Source organism: Kiloniella sp. EL199 (genome assembly GCF_900313065.1).
GTDB lineage: Bacteria > Pseudomonadota > Alphaproteobacteria > Kiloniellales > Kiloniellaceae > Kiloniella.
Genome location: NZ_OMPU01000014.1, coordinates 224,938 through 246,393 on the forward strand (window position 1 = coordinate 224,938; position 21,456 = coordinate 246,393).

At 44.5% G+C, this 21,456-nt stretch carries 21 protein-coding genes, 1 tRNA gene and 1 riboswitch; of the genes, 9 read left to right on the forward strand and 13 right to left on the reverse strand.

The genetic code is table 11. The annotated features are described in order from the left end of the window. The first annotated feature begins 17 nt into the window (after positions 1-17). Positions 18-452, forward strand: a complete 435-nt coding sequence (locus D9A03_RS18885; RefSeq protein WP_162938250.1) for a hypothetical protein — start codon at positions 18-20, stop codon at positions 450-452. A 25-nt stretch (positions 453-477) separates the two neighbouring features. On the opposite strand, the gene glcF is transcribed toward D9A03_RS18885, so the two are convergent. The 8 genes from glcF to D9A03_RS18925 all read right to left on the reverse strand — a co-directional run bounded on the left by glcF (position 478) and on the right by D9A03_RS18925 (position 8,809). Continuing rightward, a complete protein-coding gene (glcF, locus tag D9A03_RS18890; protein ID WP_120498773.1) occupies positions 478-1,782 on the reverse strand; it encodes a glycolate oxidase subunit GlcF in 1,305 nt (434 codons plus the stop codon). Between the two features lie 9 nt (positions 1,783-1,791). Continuing rightward, positions 1,792-2,997: an FAD-binding protein gene (locus D9A03_RS18895; RefSeq protein ID WP_120498774.1), complete on the reverse strand. Its 1,206-nt coding sequence runs from the start codon at positions 2,995-2,997 to the stop codon at positions 1,792-1,794. A 72-nt stretch (positions 2,998-3,069) separates the two neighbouring features. Next, positions 3,070-4,557, reverse strand: coding sequence for an FAD-linked oxidase C-terminal domain-containing protein (locus D9A03_RS18900; RefSeq protein ID WP_120498775.1), 1,488 nt, complete (start codon positions 4,555-4,557; stop codon positions 3,070-3,072). A gap of 209 nt (positions 4,558-4,766) precedes the next feature. Continuing rightward, positions 4,767-4,892: a type B 50S ribosomal protein L36 gene (ykgO, locus tag D9A03_RS18905; RefSeq protein ID WP_046503444.1), complete on the reverse strand. Its 126-nt coding sequence runs from the start codon at positions 4,890-4,892 to the stop codon at positions 4,767-4,769. A gap of 172 nt (positions 4,893-5,064) precedes the next feature. Continuing rightward, positions 5,065-6,003: a class I SAM-dependent methyltransferase gene (locus tag D9A03_RS18910; RefSeq protein ID WP_120498776.1), complete on the reverse strand. Its 939-nt coding sequence runs from the start codon at positions 6,001-6,003 to the stop codon at positions 5,065-5,067. A gap of 204 nt (positions 6,004-6,207) precedes the next feature. Continuing rightward, on the reverse strand, positions 6,208-6,828 hold the full coding sequence (locus D9A03_RS18915) for a TadE/TadG family type IV pilus assembly protein (protein ID WP_120498777.1): 621 nt from the start codon (positions 6,826-6,828) through the stop codon (positions 6,208-6,210). Next, positions 6,822-7,424, reverse strand: coding sequence for a TadE/TadG family type IV pilus assembly protein (locus D9A03_RS18920; RefSeq protein WP_120498778.1), 603 nt, complete (start codon positions 7,422-7,424; stop codon positions 6,822-6,824). The genes D9A03_RS18915 and D9A03_RS18920 overlap by 7 nt, the downstream gene beginning before the upstream one ends. Then, the gene (locus D9A03_RS18925; protein ID WP_120498779.1) at positions 7,424-8,809 is read right to left on the reverse strand and encodes a pilus assembly protein TadG-related protein; all 1,386 of its coding nucleotides are present in this window, start codon (positions 8,807-8,809) and stop codon (positions 7,424-7,426) included. Before D9A03_RS18925 ends, D9A03_RS18920 begins: the two co-directional genes overlap by 1 nt. Positions 8,810-9,153: 344 nt before the next feature. On the opposite strand from D9A03_RS18925, the gene D9A03_RS18930 reads away from it, so the two are divergent. Next, a complete protein-coding gene (locus D9A03_RS18930) occupies positions 9,154-9,867 on the forward strand; it encodes a sulfite exporter TauE/SafE family protein (RefSeq protein WP_162938251.1) in 714 nt (237 codons plus the stop codon). A 52-nt stretch (positions 9,868-9,919) separates the two neighbouring features. Here D9A03_RS18930 and D9A03_RS18935 read toward each other — a convergent pair. Together D9A03_RS18935 and D9A03_RS18940 are read right to left on the reverse strand one after the other, a co-directional pair. Next, a tRNA-Val gene (locus D9A03_RS18935) sits at positions 9,920-9,994 on the reverse strand. A 100-nt stretch (positions 9,995-10,094) separates the two neighbouring features. Beyond that, positions 10,095-10,472: a response regulator gene (locus tag D9A03_RS18940; RefSeq protein WP_305778179.1), complete on the reverse strand. Its 378-nt coding sequence runs from the start codon at positions 10,470-10,472 to the stop codon at positions 10,095-10,097. A gap of 176 nt (positions 10,473-10,648) precedes the next feature. Between D9A03_RS18940 and D9A03_RS18945 the strand changes: the two genes are divergently transcribed. From D9A03_RS18945 to D9A03_RS18960, 5 genes are all read left to right on the forward strand, one after another. After that, the gene (locus tag D9A03_RS18945; protein WP_120498781.1) at positions 10,649-11,596 is read left to right on the forward strand and encodes an N-formylglutamate amidohydrolase; all 948 of its coding nucleotides are present in this window, start codon (positions 10,649-10,651) and stop codon (positions 11,594-11,596) included. 297 nt (positions 11,597-11,893) lie between these two features. After that, complete coding sequence (locus D9A03_RS19825; protein WP_162938252.1) at positions 11,894-12,067, forward strand: hypothetical protein; 174 nt, start codon at positions 11,894-11,896, stop codon at positions 12,065-12,067. An 80-nt stretch (positions 12,068-12,147) separates the two neighbouring features. After that, positions 12,148-13,035 carry a transglycosylase SLT domain-containing protein gene (locus D9A03_RS18950; protein WP_120498782.1) on the forward strand — a complete coding sequence of 296 codons (888 nt, stop codon included), beginning with the start codon at positions 12,148-12,150 and terminating at the stop codon, positions 13,033-13,035. Positions 13,036-13,119: 84 nt separating this feature from the next. After that, positions 13,120-13,322: riboswitch (cobalamin riboswitch) on the forward strand. 35 nt (positions 13,323-13,357) lie between these two features. Further along, entirely contained in the window at positions 13,358-13,702 is a 345-nt protein-coding gene (locus tag D9A03_RS18955; RefSeq protein WP_120498783.1) for a hypothetical protein, read from the forward strand. Positions 13,703-13,881: 179 nt separating this feature from the next. Beyond that, positions 13,882-15,228, forward strand: coding sequence for an MATE family efflux transporter (locus D9A03_RS18960; RefSeq protein WP_254055093.1), 1,347 nt, complete (start codon positions 13,882-13,884; stop codon positions 15,226-15,228). A 39-nt stretch (positions 15,229-15,267) separates the two neighbouring features. Here D9A03_RS18960 and D9A03_RS18965 read toward each other — a convergent pair whose 3' ends face one another. From D9A03_RS18965 to D9A03_RS18975, 3 genes are all read right to left on the reverse strand, one after another. Further along, complete coding sequence (locus D9A03_RS18965) at positions 15,268-16,788, reverse strand: HAMP domain-containing sensor histidine kinase (protein WP_162938253.1); 1,521 nt, start codon at positions 16,786-16,788, stop codon at positions 15,268-15,270. A gap of 76 nt (positions 16,789-16,864) precedes the next feature. Then, complete coding sequence (locus tag D9A03_RS18970; RefSeq protein WP_254055094.1) at positions 16,865-17,647, reverse strand: response regulator transcription factor; 783 nt, start codon at positions 17,645-17,647, stop codon at positions 16,865-16,867. A gap of 90 nt (positions 17,648-17,737) precedes the next feature. Further along, positions 17,738-18,523, reverse strand: a complete 786-nt coding sequence (locus D9A03_RS18975) for a hypothetical protein (RefSeq protein ID WP_162938254.1) — start codon at positions 18,521-18,523, stop codon at positions 17,738-17,740. Positions 18,524-19,013: 490 nt separating this feature from the next. Here D9A03_RS18975 and D9A03_RS18980 point away from each other — a divergent pair, with 490 nt between their 5' ends. Both D9A03_RS18980 and D9A03_RS18985 read left to right on the forward strand, forming a co-directional pair. After that, entirely contained in the window at positions 19,014-20,141 is a 1,128-nt protein-coding gene (locus tag D9A03_RS18980) for a glycosyltransferase family 4 protein (RefSeq protein ID WP_120498786.1), read from the forward strand. 10 nt (positions 20,142-20,151) lie between these two features. After that, positions 20,152-21,438, forward strand: a complete 1,287-nt coding sequence (locus D9A03_RS18985; RefSeq protein ID WP_120498787.1) for a 3-deoxy-D-manno-octulosonic acid transferase — start codon at positions 20,152-20,154, stop codon at positions 21,436-21,438. Positions 21,439-21,456 lie beyond the last annotated feature (18 nt).

Consider the following 21,456-nt stretch of genomic DNA (forward strand, 5'->3'; position numbering starts at 1 on the left):
TCTCCAAGGATTTTAAGATGAAGCACTTTCTATCCCTGCTTGCCTTTGTGATCATCACCTTCGCAACTCAAGGCACATCGCATATGCTGATCAATATTGAACATTATGAAGCCCTGGGTTTCCTGCGGGCTGAACCAATTTTTCTGCTGGGTTTTATTGCCATGCTTATCCAAGGGACGATCATGACCGGGTGTCTCCACCTTTTGGCCCCCGAGGGTGCAACGATCAGACTGGGACTGATTGTTTCCCTCGGTTTCGGCCTTTTCCTCTCGTCCTATATAAGCTTCGCGTCGCCCGCAAAGTATGCCGTACCCTCAATCTGGGAATGGATCGCCGTCGAACTGTCAGTCAGTGCCATCCAGTTCATCGTCTTTGGTATAGCCCTTGGTTTCATTCACTCTCTTTTCAATGCTAAAACCCGTGTAGAGTTTAAAGAAGAATTTAAAACCTAATCCAACTTGTTAGGAGGAAGATTCATTACTCCAAAACTTCTGGCTTTGGTCCACCTGTGGCCCAGTCTAGGAGTTCAACGTTATGAACAACGGGAATATCTGTTCCCGATGAAATCTGGCACTGACATCCTATATTTCCTGTCGCAATAATATCCGGTGTCAGTGTTTCAATGTTTTTGACTTTGCGATCACGGAGCTTCTCAGCCAGTTCAGGCTGCATAATATTATAAGTTCCGGCAGAGCCGCAGCACAGATGCCCCTCAGGCACATCGCGTACGACAAAACCTGCACCTGTTAGCAGCTCTTTCGGTTGTCTGGTTATTTTCTGGCCGTGCTGGATTGAACAGGGGGCGTGATAAGCAACTATCTTAGCAGCCTCATCACCCTTTTCCTTATCCACCAGCGCTACAGGTTCAAGCTCTGCAAGATATTCTGTGATATCTTTTGCAAGGCCAGAAATCTTTGCCGCACGCTCGGCCCAATCGGGATCATTGCGCAGCATAAAACCATAGTCTTTTATGGTTGTTCCGCATCCAGACGCATTAGTGATAATGGCATCCAGTCCCTCTCCTTCGATTTCAGTCATCCAGCCTCGAATAGCAGCCTTCATCTGCTGTTCTGCCATTGCCTCCTTACCCATATGGTGAACAAGCGATCCGCAACACCCCACGCCCTTGGCAATAACAACTTCGATACCGTGCTTCGTTAAAAGCCTGATAGCTGCTTCATTTATCGATGGCGCAAGAACAGTTTGCGCACAGCCAGATAACAACGCAACGCGTCCTTTCCTCTCTCCGACTGCTTTGAAGGTTTGAGGTTGGTCGACAACACTTGCAGCGGGCAGATCTTTAGGGGCCAGATCAATAAGTGCCTTTACTCGCCCTGAGACAAAGTTCTTCACCAACGGCTTTGTCAAAGAGGCAATATTCAATGCGCCACGAAACCAGAAAGGCCGGGGAATAAGATAGCTGAGAAGATTGCGTAATAACCTCTCAAACAAAGGGCGTTTATAGCTGTGTTCCACATGATTACGTGCGTGATCCACCAGATGCATATAGTTCACCCCTGACGGGCAGGTTGTCATACAGGATAGACAGGACAAACAGCGATCGAGATGTTTTGTCACCTCCGCCGTTGCCGCAACGCCTTCTTCCAGCATCCCCTTGATCAAATAAATTCGTCCACGAGGGCTATCCAGTTCATCCCCCAACAGCACATAAGTCGGACATGTTGCCGTGCAAAACCCGCAGTGCACACATTTGCGTAAAATACTCTCTGCTTCTTCAATGTTAGGGTCCGCCAACTGCGCGAGAGAAAAATTGGTTTGCATTTGTCTCTCCTATAGATCTGCGTATAAACGGCCAGGGTTCAAAATAGCTTTGGGATCAAAGTTATCCTTTATGCGCTTCATCAGGGCATACTCTCCCGGTTCAAGAGGCTGTTGAGGGCTTTCAGCGTCCTCAATACCTGTAGCCGACCTCACTAACGTCGCATGTCCGCCAGCACTCTTTAGCCTACCCCGAAGAAGAGAAGCATTATGATCTCCTGTAAGTGACAGCCAGATAAGTCCGCCTGCCCAGTCATAATAATACTCAGCCTGCTCGTTGAACTTCAAACTGTCAATAAAAGCACTTCCTTGTGCAGGCGGGAGTGATATACGCCATATAGATCTTTCTTCTGACTTTAATAAAACCTCTGCATCACGAAGTTTTTGCCATAAAGATCGACTTTCCGGATCAGCAATCAAACTTCCCTTGCCAAAACCTGTCAAAAGCGATGTCAATTTGTCCGTTCTATAGGTGATTGAAGGGCCATGTCCTTCTAGCCTGAGCAGTGTCATCGCGCGCTCTTCTGCTTCCAGGGATAGCTTCGAGGAAATGATTTGTGGTATATGTGCAGCCGAAGACACTTCGCGCGAAGAATTTAAGGCGACTGACATGGCCCTGTTTGCCTGTTCATCTGAAAGCCCGTAGAGGACATAACTTTTTTCTTCCAGAGGTGCAGGCAATACCTTGATCGTAATATCACTCATCACAGCAAGGGTCCCATAAGATCCCGCCATAAGTTTCATAAGATCATAACCCGTCACATTCTTGACCACCCGACCACCGGATTTGAATGTTTCTCCCCGGCCAGAAACCCCGGAAAAACCAAGGAAGTGATCTCTGGCAGCACCAGCTTTTAGTCGACGTGGCCCCGATAGATTACAGGCAACCATCCCACCAAGCGTCCCTGCGTCCGGTGTTCCCTTTAAAAGAGCACCATAATCCATAGGCTCAAACGCCATGTACTGGTTGTTCTTGGCAAGCTCTTCCTGAATTTCAATAAGTGATGTCCCCGCCCGCGCAGATAGCACTAACTCTTCTGGCTCATACAAGGTAATGCCAGTTAAAGCAGACACATCCAGTAAGTGATCGGCACAAACAGCACGCCCAAGCTTCTGTTTACTTCCAGAGCCGATAATCTCCATAGACTCTTCCTGGGATAACCCCCACTTAACCGCTTCTTCCAGCTGACCTGCGTTCTCGGGTTTGATATGGCTCATGAAAACTCTCGTAACGTTTTTTTATTATTCTTTTTAGATCTTTATTTCTGGGCACATAGCTCCAGAACAATCCTAGAAGCGGGGAATATCGGGAAAGGGTAACTTGCCCTTATGTATATGCATACGCCCCAGTTCTGCACAGCGATGCAATTCCGGGAAAACCTTGCCGGGGTTTAAAAGCGCCTTGCTATCAAACGCACATTTCACCCGTAGTTGTTGCTTCAGATCAATCTCGTTAAACATTTCAGGCATCAGATCACGTTTTTCAACACCAACCCCGTGCTCCCCAGTCAAAACACCACCAACCTCGACACAGAGTTTAAGTATGTCCGACCCAAAGTCTTCTGCCTTTTCCAATTCCCCCGGATTATTCGCATCATACATAATCAAGGGATGTAAATTACCATCCCCTGCATGAAAGACATTGGCCACTCTCAGACCGTAATGCTCACTCATTTCTCGCATACGTTTGAGAACGAGAGGCAGCTTGTTGCGAGGAATTGTGCCATCCATACAATAATAATCCGGCGTCAGACGACCTACGGCCGGGAATGCCGCTTTACGGCCAGCCCAGAAAAGTTGTCGTTCTTCTTCATTCTGGCTAATACGGCTGGTAATAGCCCCGCATTTCTCTGCTATCGCTGAAACTTGATCAATAAGGTAATCTACTTCAGCCTGGGGACCATCCAACTCTACAATCAGAAGCGCCTCGACATCCAAGGGATACCCCGCATTCACAAACGCTTCCGCGGCCTCGATGGCAGGCTTATCCATCATCTCCATACCACCAGGCACAATACCCTCGGATATGATCGCAGCGACACAATCACCCGCACTCTCTGAACTGGAGAACCCCAGCAATAGTGCTCTTGCAGTTTCCGGTTTTGGCAAGATGCGGACAGTTACTTCTGTCACAACCCCAAGCAGCCCTTCCGAACCTGTCATTAACCCCAGCAGATCATACCCGGGACTATCAAGGTGTTTTCCTCCAAATCTTAAAACCGTCCCGTCAATCAGGACCATTTCAATGCCCAGAAGATTATTTGTCGTCAAACCATACTTGAGGCAATGCACACCGCCTGCATTTTCGGCAACATTCCCTCCAATAGAGCAAGCAATCTGGCTGGAAGGATCGGGCGCATAATAAAAACCTTGTCCTTCTACAGCTTTTGTAATTCCCAGGTTCGTGACACCGGGTTGGACAACGGCACAACGGTTATCGTAATCCACCTCGACAATCTGATTAAATTTGCCCATACACAGCAAGATCGCATCTGCCAGTGGCAAAGCTCCACCGGACAGAGATGTTCCCGATCCACGGGGAACAACTTTAATGCCCTCGGCATGACAATAGGTCAAAACCTGACTGACCTGCTCAACGGTTTGAGGCAGAACAGCCATCAGAGGAGGTTGTCGATAGGCCGTCAGGCCATCTGATTCGTATACCTGTAATTCCCGATCACTTAAAATCACGCCTTCGCCGGGAACAATCTCTCTCAAGGCTTCAGCAATCTCATTTCTTTTGGCCATGATCGATTGATCAGGATCAGGCATCTTCATCTGGTTTCTCCCGGATTTATCATTCTTGTCATAGCCTCGCCTAACTTCGCGACAAGAACAAGTCCGGAGATAAAGAGTTTCTGTCACAGTATTTGAGACATATCGTCATATTTGAGATTTATCAGGCAAAAAAGAAAAAACCGCTCCCTCTAGCGAGAGGCGGTTTTTTTTCTTAACTTCATTCTGACCAATGGCCAGACTGAACAAGATTAGCCCTGACGCGCTTTAAAGCGAGGGTTCTTCTTGTTGATGACATAAACCCGGCCGCGACGACGAACAACACGGCAGTTCTTATCGCGCAGCTTGGCAGTCTTCAGAGAGTTTACAACTTTCATGGTCCTACCTTTGGCAAAAAATGTGCCCGCTGATCGGGCTGTCGAGAAGTCCGGACAATATGTAAGGACCTCTTGGATGTCAACTGCCTGATCAAACAGAGTGAAAACTGAGCGCTTCTATACGCAACTTTTTGGGTAAACAAAAGAGAAAAGAGACTCTTTTTCGGATTCTTTACCAATCAGACAGCATTTGAGTCTGAGATTGCCTGATTGCGAGGAATCGATAGAGCCTGATCGTGCCGGATTCAAGGGCATGCGTACGGCGCGCCCATAATTCCATCTCGCTGACTAAAACTTCTTCCATCTTCTTGTCAGCACCATTTTCCTTCATCTGGCCTAAATAATCAGCCCAGCCGCTTTTGACCATCTCCAGATAGCGATCTGTCATATCTTCAAAAATACGGCTTTGAACATTACCTGCGGTAAAGCCTTTTTCATATTCAAGTTTGGTCCAGATCTGAAGGCCATCACCTTCGCTCTCTTTCCATGATTTCAATATTTCTTCATCCGGCTCATCAGCAACGATGAAATCAGTAAAAAGAAACTGCCCGCCATCTTTCAAGGCACGACAGGTATCTTTGAAAAACTGTTCTTTGTTCTGAATTGTATAAAGAGATTCTTTTGAAAAAATACAATCAAATGATTTAGGCTTAAACTCAAACTTTTCGGGGTCAAAAGCCAGAACAGGGGCTTTTTTTGCCATACCTGCCATGGTCGAGATTTCCATCCCTGCATCGACCATTTCATGGTCACGTTCCATACAGGTCACCCAAACACCAAACTTATCAGACATCGTCCGACCAACGCCACCAAGCCCAGCGCCGATATCAAGTACATTTTTGGAAGGATCTAAACCAAAAGGTTTAATAAGTTCTTCAATATATTCTTCATCACCCGGGGTTGCGTTTCCCTCGCCCCAAACATCCTGAATAAGCTGAATACGGAGGCTTTCCCATTCATGGCTGTCAGCACGAACATCATGCTCTTTTATAGCAGGCATAGGCGGTGCTTTTGGTACTATGCGTAATTCATAGCCAAACCACCAGGCTTTCAACCGGTCAAAAAACGATATCTGGCCTTTCATGACTTGCGTATTGGCTGATTTTGCCATCTAAGCAATGCTCCTCATGCCCAGAAGGCTACCGTACTGATATGCAAACCACAAACGCAAACAAACCCATCTCCTACACCGACCACTGATATAGTGGTCATCCCCCAAATATTTACAGTATCATTACCTTAAAATGTAATAATCCATTATAATAACGTTATTACATCTAATATTAAGAGAAACATTAATAACAGCATTTCATGATCAAGAGCAACCATCGGTTTGTCCGGGATCACGCTGAATTGAGATCAAGGCCGATATTCGCGGACTATGAATTGCCGCACGCGAAATTTGTGTCCTCTCGATAATATTATCAAAAATCAGAGGCTCATAATTATAATAAACTTCAGCAATAATTATGTTATCCAATGGATCCACATTCAAACCATTTGGGATTTGTGCAGTCGTTCCTACAGCACCAACACTCCCTGTAACAGCCAAATTACCGGCGCCGCATTGTTTCCAGTTAACTTGCGGGGGGTCTTCTCCGGTTCCACTAACAGACGAAACAATAATCACCCCATTATTTTGAAGGTCAAAGGGGTGAATAATATAGTCTGCCGCATTAAAAAGAACGTTCATCTCTGTCGCTGACATACTTCTGGATTGCGTTACAAGGTCGCTAATTTCAGCAGTTAATCTTAATATTTTGTGATGTATCCAGATATATCGGCTCATTTCAATGACGCCTGATAACATGATTAGGAGCACGGGAAGAATCAGGGCCAGTTCAACCAAAGCCACACCCTTATCACACTTAAGGAAAGGATTAAGATACTGCTTCGTACGACGAACTACTCGATAGACAAAGGAGGATGTTAGCACGACGCACCTCCTCCGTAAGGTTCATTACGGACAGCGACACTGGCCCGCAGTTTTACTTTACCGTCTTTTCCAACTAAATGAGCGATGTACCCCGTAATCAACTGTGTCTCATGTTCAACCGTATAGAGAACAACTTCAGAGCCATTCCCGGCACCATCAAACCCGGAATCAGAATCCCAAGCCCCGTTACAATTCAAATCTGTAAAAGCTTCACCAGCGTCATAAGCATTATTCCCATCGGCATCGACGTAAGGTTCTGGATCACCAATCGAATCAAAATCTTTATAAACAAGCGTGGATAATTCATCTGCCTTCACCTGAACAAAACCGGCACCATGAAAATTAATCGTTTCTAGTATTTTTTCTTCTTTTGTAACTCCTGGTGCCAAATTACCTGTCACACCATAACGCGCAGCCTCACGCAACCCACCTTCCAACAAGATAGAGGCAAAATAGACGCCACCAAGATCAAATATCCCCAAAACCATCGTTAAAAAAACCGGCAGACCAAGAGCGTATTCTAATGCCACAACACCTTTGTCACATTTTGCAAATCTGGAACGTTTGATTCTTTTGATTAGCTTATACAATGGCATTATTTTGAAATCCGAAGTTCAGATAACTCAGTGCCTATTTTTTCAAAGGCTTTTTCCAATTCCGCAGCACTGTCAGCCTTAAAATAATAAGGCGCTGTTGTCGCGCTTGCGACATTCTTCATCAAGTTAGTTTCCACATGATATTCGACAACGTATATATCAACGCCAGTTGCTTTTACCTGCGCGGCAACAGCAGACAGTCGATCATTCATCTCAGATACACTTAAATCACCTCTATAAGCATCACGATAAGAACTTGTATTCATGCCATCTGTCATGATTACGATGGCCCGGCGAAGGTTACTTTTATTACTCGCCTGATCATAAGGTTCTCCCGGCATCAAAGCACGCCAAGCCCAAACAAGTCCCTGCGCAATTGTTGTTGTACCGGTCGGATCGGAAAGTTCATTAATTGCAGCCATAGCATGACTTTTTGTGCCAGAAAGCTTTGAAATTCCCCACTCCGGGCAGCGTACCGTATACAAATAACCATTATTCGGATTAACAACCCGACGTGGCATTGGTTCCCATGCTTCCCAGACAACACCACCAACATCAGCATCATACAGCAAATGATCTGCGTCATCGTCATTTCCGTTATCAGTATAACGGGCATAAGCACACCCAACCCAATCATCATCAGGCTCTGTAATAAAAGGAACTGGAGAGTTATTTGTATACCAATAGCCATCAACAAGAGTATTAAAATCTGGATCGTAATCAACACCGCGTTCTGCAACATTTACAGCAGCTGACCACGGAACCAGCCCAACTTGCAGATTTTCGCTTTCGGTCTCATTCCCAAAAAGTTTACCAACAAGAACACCGGCAGCATCCTTGGCAGAGTCCAAACGCGATCCCGTACCATCAGATGACCCCATAGATCCCGTTGTATCAATCGAAATAACAACATCCAAAGGGGTGACAAGTCTTGTAACCTCGGCACTGGCAGAAACTGACATTGTTTCTCGGCCAAGAACCCTCATTAATGTTGTATCAAGAATAGCAGAAGCTGCAACTGTTACGGTTGTACCATTATTATCAATGACAGGGTCTTCAAGCGTAATATCAACCCCCATAAAACTGCTCGGGAAATTTGCGTTGAAATATTTCTCGAACTCATCTTCCAACTTGTTCACATCATCTGCATAAGGTGCGGCGGCCAATGCAGAAGCATCCAGTGCCTGGCTTAAACGTGCTTTGACAACATAACCACGCCCGACATCAACTCCCAGACCAACTACTCCAATCAGGGGAATAATAACCAAACCAAAATTGATAAAAATCGAGCCTTGCTCACAGACGCAAAACGCCCTCGCCGTCTGATTGATACGGGTCTTAAAATCAACAAGCCTTGTTGCTATTACTGAAAAAGGTTTTATCACCAGATCGCCCTGCTAATTTGAGCATCAATCGCTATTCAATGCATCACGTTTGCTGCTACGGCTTAATTTGCGGCCATATACTTGGCTTATCATGCACTTTTACCAAATGAGCGATTAAAAAAAGATTAACGCTAACCCATTAAAATAAAACAATAATTTAGATAAAATTTGAGATTTATTTTTAATCAGGGATAAATTCAACAATAACAGCCCTGTATCTCGCAATACCAATTCCCACAAGACAATAAACTTGAACAAAAGAGTTTTTCACTTCAGAAATACCGGGAAAGACTTAAGACACTCATTTAGCTCATTCGATGTAAAAAATAATCAAGGCACAAAAATTGGAGCCCTATATTTTTCTCGCAATCGCTTTTCTTGGCTCTCTGATTTCTGCCTTGTTTGGCCTCGGTAGTGGGCTTATCGTTCTGTCACTCGGATCGCTCTTTATCCCCATCAAGGATTGTATCGCACTGGCGACTATCCTCTTTATGGCATCAACGTTCACAAAAACCATCCTATATCATCAATATATAGACTGGAAACTCTCGGCCATAATTGCCTTGGGAAGTATCCCCTTTTCCCTGTTAGGGGCCGAAACGCTAGCTTCTATTGATCCAGAACCGCTTCGTCCCCTATTAGCAGGGTTTATTATCCTCAGTGTTATCATTAGTACTCTTGGGCTACAACTATTCCTGCCTCAAAGAGCATCCATCGCTCTCGCTGTTGCTGCGCTATATGGGTATGTATCCGGACTTCTTAGCAGTGGAAATCCCATTAAGGCGTTAGCGCTAGATCGCATGGGTTTTGAGAAGCAATCTTTTATCGGTGTGATGGCAGCAACTGCACTCGGCGTGAACATCACCAAGTTGGTCAGCTATTCAGATAACAGCATACTCCGGCCAGAACATTATCCACTTGGGATAGCCTTGATCGTCATCTCAATAACTTCGGCCCTGATCGGTAAGAAACTTATCCATCGAATTGAGAACGACAGATACAAACAAGGCCTGTCTGTCATTTTGATTTTCTCGGCAATAGCCCTGTTATTTAAATAGCTTTTGAGAAGCCAGACAAAAGAAAACCCCAAGGTTTCCCTTGGGGTTTTCATGGTGGGCGTAACTGGGATTGAACCAGTGACCCCTTCGATGTCAACGAAGTGCTCTCCCGCTGAGCTATACGCCCTGTATCCAACAAATCGTCTGATAAAACACTCTTTGTTTGGTGAGACAGGGAAGTATCAAACTGCCATATGTTTGACAAGCCCTTTCACAAAAGTTTTCCGTTACAAAAGTACTTTCTTCACTTCAATAATTAAATCTCTAAGATGAAATGGCTTCGACAAAACCTTCGCACTTTTGAAAGAAAGATCTGTCTCCTCCATCAGTACTCCCGAAAAACCAGTAATGAACATCACTTTTATCTCCGGCTGATGAAAACGGGCAATCTTGGCCAACTCAACGCCGCCCTTTTCCGGCATAACCACATCAGTAAGTACCAAATCAAATCTGTGAAACGATAAGGTTTCTTCAGCTTCCAGGCCATTCGCAGCAGATATCACATTGTGTCCAGCCCGCTCCAAGGCACGGCACAGGTAATAACGCAAGTTATCATCATCTTCTGCAAGAAGAATGTCAGCCATCAAAAAAGGTGTATCAATCAAATAAAGTTCAAAAAAACTCTCGACACTTCGTCATCATCGCATCAAGAATAGATTTAACCTTATACAACAAATCACTGCCCATAATCAAAAGAGCACCATGATAGTCACACCCTACAGGCAGAAATCAGTTTCCATTTTACAATTGGGATATATATCAGGCTCTTCACGATCATATCATGACTTACGACCTTAATGAGATGGGCGAAAACATTTCGACAACACAGCAAAAGATACCTACAGACTTCAAACAAGGGGCTGTGAGAGAGACAGAATCCTATCGGTTACACCTGCCCGATCAGCACACATTACCCGTTGTTCTCTCGTCACCTCATAGCGGTAATAACTATCCTGAATCATTTATCCAGGGATCAAAGCTGGATAGCCATGATCTGCGTCGTTCAGAAGACTCTTTTGTCGATGAGCTTTTTCAAAATGCTCCAAAGTTAGGGGCACCCCTACTGTGCGCACTCTTTCCCCGTGCTTTTGTCGATGCCAACAGAGAACCTTTTGAGCTCGATCCCCATATGTTCGAGGATGAACTGCCTAGTTATGTAAATACAAACTCACCCCGTGTTGCAGTTGGCCTGGGAACCATTGCCCGCAATGTCACGAGCGAGACACAAATTTACAAAGACAAGCTAACCTTTGCTGAAGCAAAAGATCGTATAGAGCGATTTTACTGGCCTTATCATCAGGTCCTTCGTCAACTTGTCGATGCCACAAAACGTAAATTTGGTTATTGTATCTTAATTGACTGCCATTCGATGCCCAAACTTACCACACAGGTTAACGGTATCAGTTCACGATCTTCATCTGTTCATTTTGTGCTCGGAGACCGTTTTGGCACAGCTTGTTCAAGCGCAGTCACAAAAACAGTAGAAGATATTTTAGAACAAAATTCATATCGTGTGCTCTGTAATAACCCTTATCCCGGCGGATTTATAACCCAGCATTACGGTGAACCAGCCTTGGGAATAAACTGCCTTCAAATCGAAATATCCCGCACACTCTATATGGATGAAGACAGGATTGAACGCCGCCCGGATTTTGATGATATGGCCTCATTAATGGATGAAATCGTTCTTGCTGCCGGATCAATCAAAGCAAACGTTCTCGACTATTAGTTCTGCAAATAAACTTGAGCTGCTGATACTTTTTGCCGCCCCATCTGTCATTTTGAAACTTAAAATGAACAGCCTAGGCATCATCTGTGCATAAGGTTTTACTCAATGCCAGAAACCATCAATCACGATTGTTTTTATTTTCAAAACACGCCATCTCTAACTATTTAATAAGAAAAGACTTTTCCTACCATCTTCACTTTGGACTGAAATCTTTAAAACTTTCACCCCTCTAACCATTAAAAATTGGCCTCAAAATTGCTTTCTAAATTTCAACAGTAATGGAAACTGGAGGAGAGAATGTTCGATCATGAAAGACGTCAGGATTTTCTAATTCGTAAAAACCAACAACCCGTAAAAATTTTGGCAATGAAAGAAGAAAATGTCGGGAAATTTATTAGTCGTGTAACACGCAAATTCCCAAATGAACACTGGGAAATTTTACCTCGGATGCTACCAATTCAAACCGACTAAGAAACTAAAAGATGAAAGGTCATTGGATAACAACCATTCATCAAACATCGCAAATACAACAGGGAAAGGAGTAAAAGATCATGCTGTGCAAACTGTTACAATCGCTTGTGCTTGCTATCGGTGTTCTCACATCAGCCAATGCTTTTGCTCAATCCCTTAGTACAAAAAAAAATAATGATATCTGCGCAGATATTATTACCGAAACCGAAATTCAGAAAAAAATTCCTCTTCATCTTCTCAGAGCAATTTCGCTTGTTGAATCGGGCAAATGGGATAAAGAAAAGGGAAGCAAAGTAGCATGGCCCTGGACAGTGATGGCAGAAGGAAGAGGAAGATATCTTCCGACCAAACAGGCAGCTATTGTCGAAGTACAAAAGCTCAAAGCAAAAGGTGTAAAAAATATCGACGTTGGCTGTATGCAGGTTAATTTGTACCACCATGCCAAAGCATTCAAATCATTGAATGACGCTTTCGATCCTCATAAAAATGTTGCCTATGCGGCAAAGTTTCTTGTTGAGTTACGTGGTAAATCTCCTTCCTGGACATCAGCTGTAGGCAGGTATCATTCTTACAATCAAAAATATAGTACCCCCTATCGCCGTAAGGTCTTGACCGCCTGGCGAAATGAAAAGCACCGTATCAACAAAGAACTACGCCTCGCAGCTCTCGAAAAAAGAGCTCGTGATAAAATCGCAAAACAGCAAACCAAGGCCACAAAACAGGCAAGAAACCCAGGTGGTGTTGCTGTCACTCACTTGAAAACAACAGAACCTGCATCCACTTTGAGCGTAAGTCTCCCGCAATCCAGTTCACGCAAGAAAGCAACACCTTCAACAAAAGGCCTCGCAAAAACATCTCAAAAAGCAGTTATGACGAGCTCGTCAAAAAACCGGGCAGTTCCAACCCAAGCCGCCGGACGTTCAATTGCCACCAGGATTCTTTTTGAGAAATTTGATGTGCAGTCCTAAAGTTCCATAGAAAATTAAATTAAATTAAATAAAACCACAGCATCAGATACAAATAATTGACACGTTCCCTTCTTCTAAAGTAGCTTGATATTAAATCGCGAGGTTCCCCCTGTGGGATGAAAAGGGAATTTGGTGAAGTCATAATACGACTAACTCCAAAGCTGCCCCCGCAACTGTAAGTGACGAGATATCATTTTGTAGCCCACTGGCCAAACATCGGCTGGGAAGGAAAGATTGATATTGTTGATCCACGAGCCAGGAGACCTGCCATCGCATTTATCAACCCTTAACCCGGGCGGGGTGCACCGGAGGAGAAAATGCCATGACGAGTCACGCCTCTACTCTATCTTTCGCTTCAGCGATTGTTCCTTCAAATTTAAAAAATGATCCAAAATCTATCATTCATCAAATGATTATGATGGATAAGGAAACGAACACGCCGCCAGAAGATATTATCATCGCCTGGATTTTGAGTCTTCCAAGTGAACTTGACCCCGCGCTGGCTGCCAAACGGTTACTAAAGCACTACAAAGATGTGGTCGACCAGACAAATAAAAGCACTTTGAAAACGATGATGTTTCTCAAGCAAACAGCCGAATTTCCCAAATCGCGACTGGCTGCAACATCACGTCGAGGCTCCAGATATAGGCGAAAATTGCACTCTTAATGCGTTGTAAGCTTGCCCGATATAAGAAATTAGAAATACTTCACATAAAACACAGGTGCCTCAGGATATGAAACATCACAGTGTTGCATGTAGAAAGAAAATAGTAGTACGAGAAATATGGCGGTTGAGATATAAGTCAACTTCCTGTTTCCCCTCGCCTTTCTTAAAGTACTGAATTATTGATTAAGCTGCCTGCCAATTACAAACACATACTTGCTTTAGCGACACCGCTGATATTATCAAATCTGACCGTTCCATTACTGGGCGCTGTTGACACTGCTGTCATGGGGCATTTACCAGACCCAGCCTTTATTGGCGGTGTTGCTGTGGGGGGCACAATTTTCAGCTTCCTTTTTTGGGGCTTCGGCTTTTTAAAGATGGGAACGGTAGGCTTCACATCTCAGGCTTTTGGCGCTAGAAATTTACTTGAACAACAAGCTGCATTTTTGCGGCCAATGCTACTTGCTCTGTTCTTCGGGTTACTGCTAATTCTGCTACAAGCTCCGTTGTTACAGCTATGCATTACACTGATTGACGGTAGCGCTGAAGTACAGCAATTAGCATTTCAATACAGCACGATACGTATATGGAGCGCCCCAATCGCTCTATCCAACTATGTCATTATCGGTTGGCTCATAGGCAAAGGCGAACCGAAACTAACCTTTATTCTTCAGATAATTATAAACTCTGTGAACATTGTTCTGGATCTGATTTTTGTCATTGAATTGGAATGGGGGGTAGAAGGTGTCTCCCTGGCCACAGTGATTGCTGAAAGCGTTGGTTTTGCCGTTGGGCTGTGGATTATTTTGAAAAAATCTGATTTTTTTGCAAGCTCGATTAATTGGCAAAACGTTTGGCTCCGTACTCATATTCTCGCCCTCTTTACAGTAAACAGAGACATCTTTATCCGCACTCTATGCCTCATCTTTGCTTTTGCCTGTTTCACACGATTAGGCGCAAGCATGGGGGATGAGATTCTTGCCGCCAATGCCGTATTAATGCATTTCCTCTATTTCTCAGCCTATGGGCTGGATGGTTTTGCCCATGCAGCGGAAATAACAACGGGTCATGCAAAGGGGAGAAACGACAATGAAGAGTTCAGGAAAGCCGTAAAAGCCAGTAGTGCCATGGCGTTTTTCACTGCAATTATCTTCGTTATACTCTTTTATCTGTCTGGGCAGTTTATTGTAGATTTGTTCACAGATATCCCAAGTGTCAAATCGACTGCAGCAAGTTATATTTATTGGCCTATTATTATGCCGCTGATAAGTGTTGCAAGCTTTCAATTGGACGGCATTTTCATTGGCACAACACGCACAGCAGATTTGCGAAATGCCATGATACAGTCATTGGCTACATTTCTGATCAGCGCATGGCTTCTTGTCCCAACATGGGGAAATCACGGACTATGGCTTGCAATGACTATTTACATGGCTGCGCGTGGTATAACGCTTCTGAAATATTACCCTGCGCTTGCCAGATCAATTGGCCCCGGAACGAGCGAAATCAAATCTATTAAATCTTAACTTCACTGAGATCAGAAATCCGGTGGATATTTAGGGCCATTATTCACCATTCTGTGGTAGAGAAACAATAATAGACAGTCCACCGTCTTGACGGTTTTCTGCCCGGACATAACCGCCAATTGCCTCTACATTTCTGCGAACAATCCATAATCCAATACCCATGTGATTAGAGGATCCCACACTTGTTCCATACTGTTCACCTCCTCCGACATCCTGTCCTATTTTCTTTGGCCTGTAAGAAACATATCGTTCGAAAATACGCTCCAACTCACTTTCCGGCACACCGGGTCCACGGTCACGAACCGCCAACTCCGCTGTTTTTCTGCCATTGATTAAATCAACGGTAACTGTCGTACCACGCGGAGAAACTTCAAGAGCATTATCAATAATATTCTCAAGAATTGTCTCCAGCATGTCTTCACCTGCAAGAACAGAAATTTCATGATCTATAGAGCTTTGCAAGATCACCCCTTGCTGGGAGAAGCTCACATTATAAGCTTCAAGCATCCTCAACAAGAGAGCAGAGAGATCAATATTTTCTCTGGGCGGATTCAAAAGTTCAGCTGAGGTATGTTCGAGATGACGAGCTGTCGAAACCAAATTCTCCAGGCGATCAAGAGCCTCCTCAACAACCTGAAGAGCCCGACGGCCTCTTTTATTCTCTGTCTCGACCGTCTTGTTCAAAGGTTCAAGCGCTTGCCTGATAATTGCCAGAGGTGTTTTGAAAGCATGCGCATTATCCTCTGCAGCCCTACGAATAGAATCAGATGACTCCCGCAACGTATGAGTCATCCGATCAAATTCATGAGCAACAGGCTCCAGTTCTGGAACTTTGTTACTCATCATAAAGCTGCTTTTGTCAACGCTCCCCTCACGAATACCACGGGCAAGATCACGAAAACGCATCAAATCACGCCACACGGTAAAAACAAGAATAGTGAGAATAAGTGCCATGCCAAGATAAATTGCAGCCGCAATCTGAACCTCAAGTGTTTTCCAGTAAGGTTGCCCGATAGAAGACCCAAGGAAAACTTCTGCCGACTGTGTTGCAATAACCGCCCAACACCCTGCATCTGTTCTGATTGCTGTCATTGAGGTCAGAAGCTCTTCAATCCCACTAGGTCGAAGATGTCTTATCGCCATAGGCCGTTCGATCAGACAGCTGGCAGTCAGATTATCGAAAACCCCTTGAGAGACCAGTGTTTCACGCTCTTTGCGTAACTCGTCCCCCGAAATTCGTGGCTCAGATGCAACAAAGAACACTCCCTGTACACCTTCTTCTCCAGCAGGGCGGAACAGAACTTTAATACCGTTGCCTTTAGTTGCTATGCGCTCGATTTCATCAGGTAAATCCAACAAAATAGATGGATCGGCACTCTCAAGCATCGGCCGCAAGCTTTCGGCCATAAGGCGTCCTTGTTCACGGACAGCGGTTAAAACAATATTTTGGCGATCCAGATCAGCCTGACGAAATTCTTGATACAAAAGGGCCGGGACAGCAAAAAACACCAAAAGCATAATAACAAACTTGGCAAACAACGAGTGTACGGCCCGGCTCACTCGTGATCGCCGCACTTTCTGTTCACTCTCGTTTATGATCACGCTTTGATGCTTCACGATCTAACCTTCTGGTGAATTAAGCCGTACCTGACGGACCATCATTCCGCCAGCGATAGCCAAATCCGGGATAGTTTTCAATATGTTCAAAACCATCATCAATTTCACGGAATTTCTTACGTATGCGCTTAATGAATGACCGAACATTCGCTTTGTAGCCATCCGTACCGTAACCAGCGACGAAGTCCTTACCATGTACAAGATCGTATATCTGGCGGTAGCTGACATCGTTACCAATACCAGTGGCAAGAAAGCAGACAATTGCAAACTCTGTAAGTGTCAGATCAAGCTGTTCTCCTTTCCAGTAAGCCCGCATGATATCTTCCCGAATTTCAAGATCACCAATACGAGAAGACAGTGGATTGCCTGCATCCTGTTCATCTGATTGAGCGGAAGAACTTCCCTTTGTACCTTCGGCAATCAACCGTAACCGTTGTAAAATGATCGGCAAACGCCTGGATTTATCGATAAAATCAACGGCTCCCCAGCGAAGAGCAGCTTCTTCGTAAATTTCATCACTGAGCATTGTCAAAAAAATGACCGGATTATTCATACGCGCTTCGCGCAAGCGTCTAAGAACAGCTAAACCATCAAGCCCGGGCATACGCCAATCCAAGAGAATTGGATCAAGCGAGGGTTCATTCAATAAATAACTCAACACATCAGAGCCATTATCAAAATCAATAACATTAAACCCTTCTTCGGAAAGGTTCAGCCCAAGTGATTCTCGAAAAAGATCATCATCATCAACCAAAATAACGCGCGGACTTACTGTCTCAACTACTGTCGTCGCTGCCATCATTTTTTATCTCCTGCATTCACATTCATTACTCTTGAGTGGTCACACACATCACAAATTCATCAAAGAATTTACTGTACAAATCAATTTGCCTCATGAATCAGGCGACAAACTGTCAAGAACGTCTCTTTTTAAAGAGTTCGTATCTTCCATTATTTTTTGAAAACAGGCCTGAACGACTGCATGATCCTCTTCGCTGATTGCACTTGGCTTTAACGGTGAAGTACTTTCTGTCAGTTTTTCATCATCGACTTTCAGCGATGTAACCCTTGAAAGACCATCCCCGTTCAAACCACTTTCATAAGCCAGAACTCGATAATCCCCAGCCTGATCCAGTTTCGGGTAGAAAAAAATCTGCAAACTACAGGTCTCAATATCGTAACCCCAAACACGAGCGGGATAGACATCCCTAATCCATACAGGCTGTCCCAGTTTCTCCCGGACCTGAAGAAAAGACATGCCAAGCAGTTCGCTAATTTCCGGTGTAACCAATAACGATTTTTCTGAAGCATCCTGTTTTTCTGAAGCATCCTGGTCGGATTGCAGTTCCAGCAAGCCTCCTACCGGTTCCGGCCTATCTGGTATATCTTCAGGCTTCCAGTTTGGTTTCGGAACCTCGAATTCAGCAACCTCTTGCGGTTCATGCTCCGCATTACCGCGTGCAGCAATCTGAGGTTCAGCAGGCTTCTGTGCATCACTCGCAGTATTTTTGTTCGCAAAGAAACCGCCCTTACCTGGAAAATTACTGCATCCAGCTAAAAGAAGCATCATTACAAAGAAAAATGGATAACGAAGTGATCCCCCGACCCTGTTCATTCCTAGATGACATCCCAGCATAATTGTCTCGTAGCGCGAACGCTGATTATCCCTTATCGACACAAACCTTCCAAGGCTTGTGTTTATTTTGTGGTCAAGACTTAATCGATGTTAAAACAAACAACGTATAAGCAATTCAAAACTGCCTGATAACAGTAAACCCTGATAACAGTAAACAAAGAGCAACCTTTCCCCTCAGAAGCCCGGCAAGAATTCCGTCAGGATACCGGAGGAAACAAAAGCCGCCGTTGCCATCATAAACGATAACATCATTGATGACCACGGAAAGGCGATTACACTAACGTTTCCTTATAGGCTTTAAAAAATGTCATTTTAAAGGAAGCCTAAACAAAATAGTAATTACTTGAGAAAGAAAGACAACCGGAAACCAGTAGAACTCCTGCTTTCAACCATTGCACCGCATCAAATAAATCGGTATGTCAAACACTCCGTTTTGGAAATAATTTTACTAATGCATTTCCGTATGGGCCCGACAACTATATGATGCCCCTGTCCGGGTATGTTTTCTTAGAATATAATCAGCAGGAACCGAATGAAAATCTGCCAAATTTGCGCTGTCGATTTCTCGCTTTACCATATGCTTCTTCCCTTGATGAAGGGAATGCGGGATGCAGGACATGAAGTTGTTGGCGTATGCAGTGACGGCCCTTTGATCGAAAAGATTCGAGCTGAAGGATTCCGAGTTGAAACCATCAAAATTGAGCGATCTTTAAATATTTTTTCGCATACCAAATCATTTGGCACTCTTACCCGCTTTTTCAAAAACGAGAAATTTGATCTGGTACACACACACACGCCTGTGGCATCTTTGATTGCTCGCTTTGCAGCCCGTGCTGCCAGTGTTCCCCAAATAGCCTATACAGCGCACGGTTTTTATTTTCACGAAAATATGCCTGCAATAAAGAAAAACATCTTTGTCGGACTGGAATGGATTGCCGGACGCTTTACAGATACGCTGTTCACCCAAGCCCAGGAAGATGCAGAAACAGCAAAGAGACACAAGCTGTGTAAAAACGGAACTATAGTTGCCATTGGCAATGGCATTAACGTCAACAAGTTTTATCCTGCGACCCCAAAATCCTACAGAAAAGCACTCAGGACAGAACTGGGGGCAAAGGACGATGAAACTGTTATTTTGATGGTTGGACGCCTGGTCCGGGAAAAAGGCTATGTTGAGTTGATTGAAGCCATGAAGAAAGTCAACGCAACACTGTGGATTGTAGGAGATCGCCTTGCGAGTGATCACGCCACAGATATTGATGATGCCATGACACAGGCTAAAACAGATGAGAAGTTAAAAAAACGCATTCGGTTTCTCGGCTACCGTGATGATGTGAACCAAATCATGCGGGCTGCTGATATTTTTACTCTCCCCTCTCACCGAGAAGGAATGCCAAGATCAATTATCGAGGCAATGATGACTGGCCTTCCCGTCATTGCTACGAACATCCGGGGGTCTCGAGAAGAAGTAGATGATGGAAAGACGGGCATTCTGGTTCCTGTCAATGAACCAGAAAAGTTGTCCGATGCACTTTGTAAGCTCGTGAATAGTCCCAAGCTACGAGAAACCATGGGTACTGCAAGCAGAAAGCGTGCCCTAGATCTCTATGATGAGCAGAAAATAATCGCAACCCAACTCAAGCTTTTAAATCTCAATTAAGGCAAAGTGCATGACGACATTACGCACAAAAATTGCCATGGGTTTATACGCTTCTGTTGCAACCTTTATGACACCGTTCGTTAAATATCATCTAACGAAACGTATAAAACGCGGTAAAGAGCATCCTGTTCGTTTTACAGAAAAGCTTGGCCATGTGTCTCAAACAAGACCCAAAAGCAAGTTGGTATGGATACACGGGGCATCTGTCGGGGAATCTCTTTCGATCCTTCCTCTACTTGAAACTTTTCACAACCTACAACCAGATCTGAAGTTCCTTGTTACAACAGGGACAGTAACATCAGCACGATTGATGGAAGAGCGCTTGCCGCCATACGCTATGCATCAATTTGTGCCGGTTGACCTGCCTCTGGCCATTGGACGTTTTCTTAAAAATTGGCGCCCGGATATTGCTCTGGTTGTTGAATCAGAGCTATGGCCCAATATGATTTTCCAAACGAAAGCCCGGAATATTCCCCTTGTACTTCTCAACGGGCGTATGTCACAAAAATCTGCAAAGTCCTGGGGCAAAGCGTCATTTTTCATTCAAGATTTACTGAATCAATTTGACCTAATCCTCGCCCAATCAGCAACAGATGTACGTCGCTATACAGAATTGGGGGCACCACATGTTAAGAAGCAAAGTAATCTTAAGTTCGCAGCCGCACCTTTAAGTTATAAACAAGATGACTTTGATAAGCTTTCAACACAGATAGGCACACTACCTGTCTGGTTTGCCAGTTCCACCCATAGGGGTGAAGAGGTTTTTCTGGCAGAGACACATGAAAAGCTTAGAGAAAAAATTCCAAACCTGCTTTGTATCATTGCCCCCAGGCACCCGGAACGAGGTCCCGAAATTCTCAATGAATTTCAAAGAAAAAACCTTCCTCTTACTCTCAGAAGCGAAGGCAAGGGTATAACGCCCGATACCTCCATTTATCTGGCCGATACTTTGGGAGAGCTAGGGCTTTTTTATGCCCTCTCACCTGTGGTCGTCATCGGGGGATCATTGTTACGCAAAGGCGGTCAAAATCTTCTGGAACCAGCCAGACAGAACTGCGCTATTATCTGTGGACCTGAAATGCAGAACTTTGAAGAAATCTGCAACGAAATGGTTGAAAATCATGCTGTTATAAAGCTCACTCAAGCGGAAGATGTCACAACACAACTGGAAGCGCTTTTACTCAATGAACCACATCAACAGAAATTGGCGCAAAAAGCTGCTGTTTATGTGAAAGATCGCGGACAGGAAATTAATGATGTGGCTAGAGAGATACTGCAAAAAATCCCGGTTGGGTAACAATTAACCGGGCAAGCA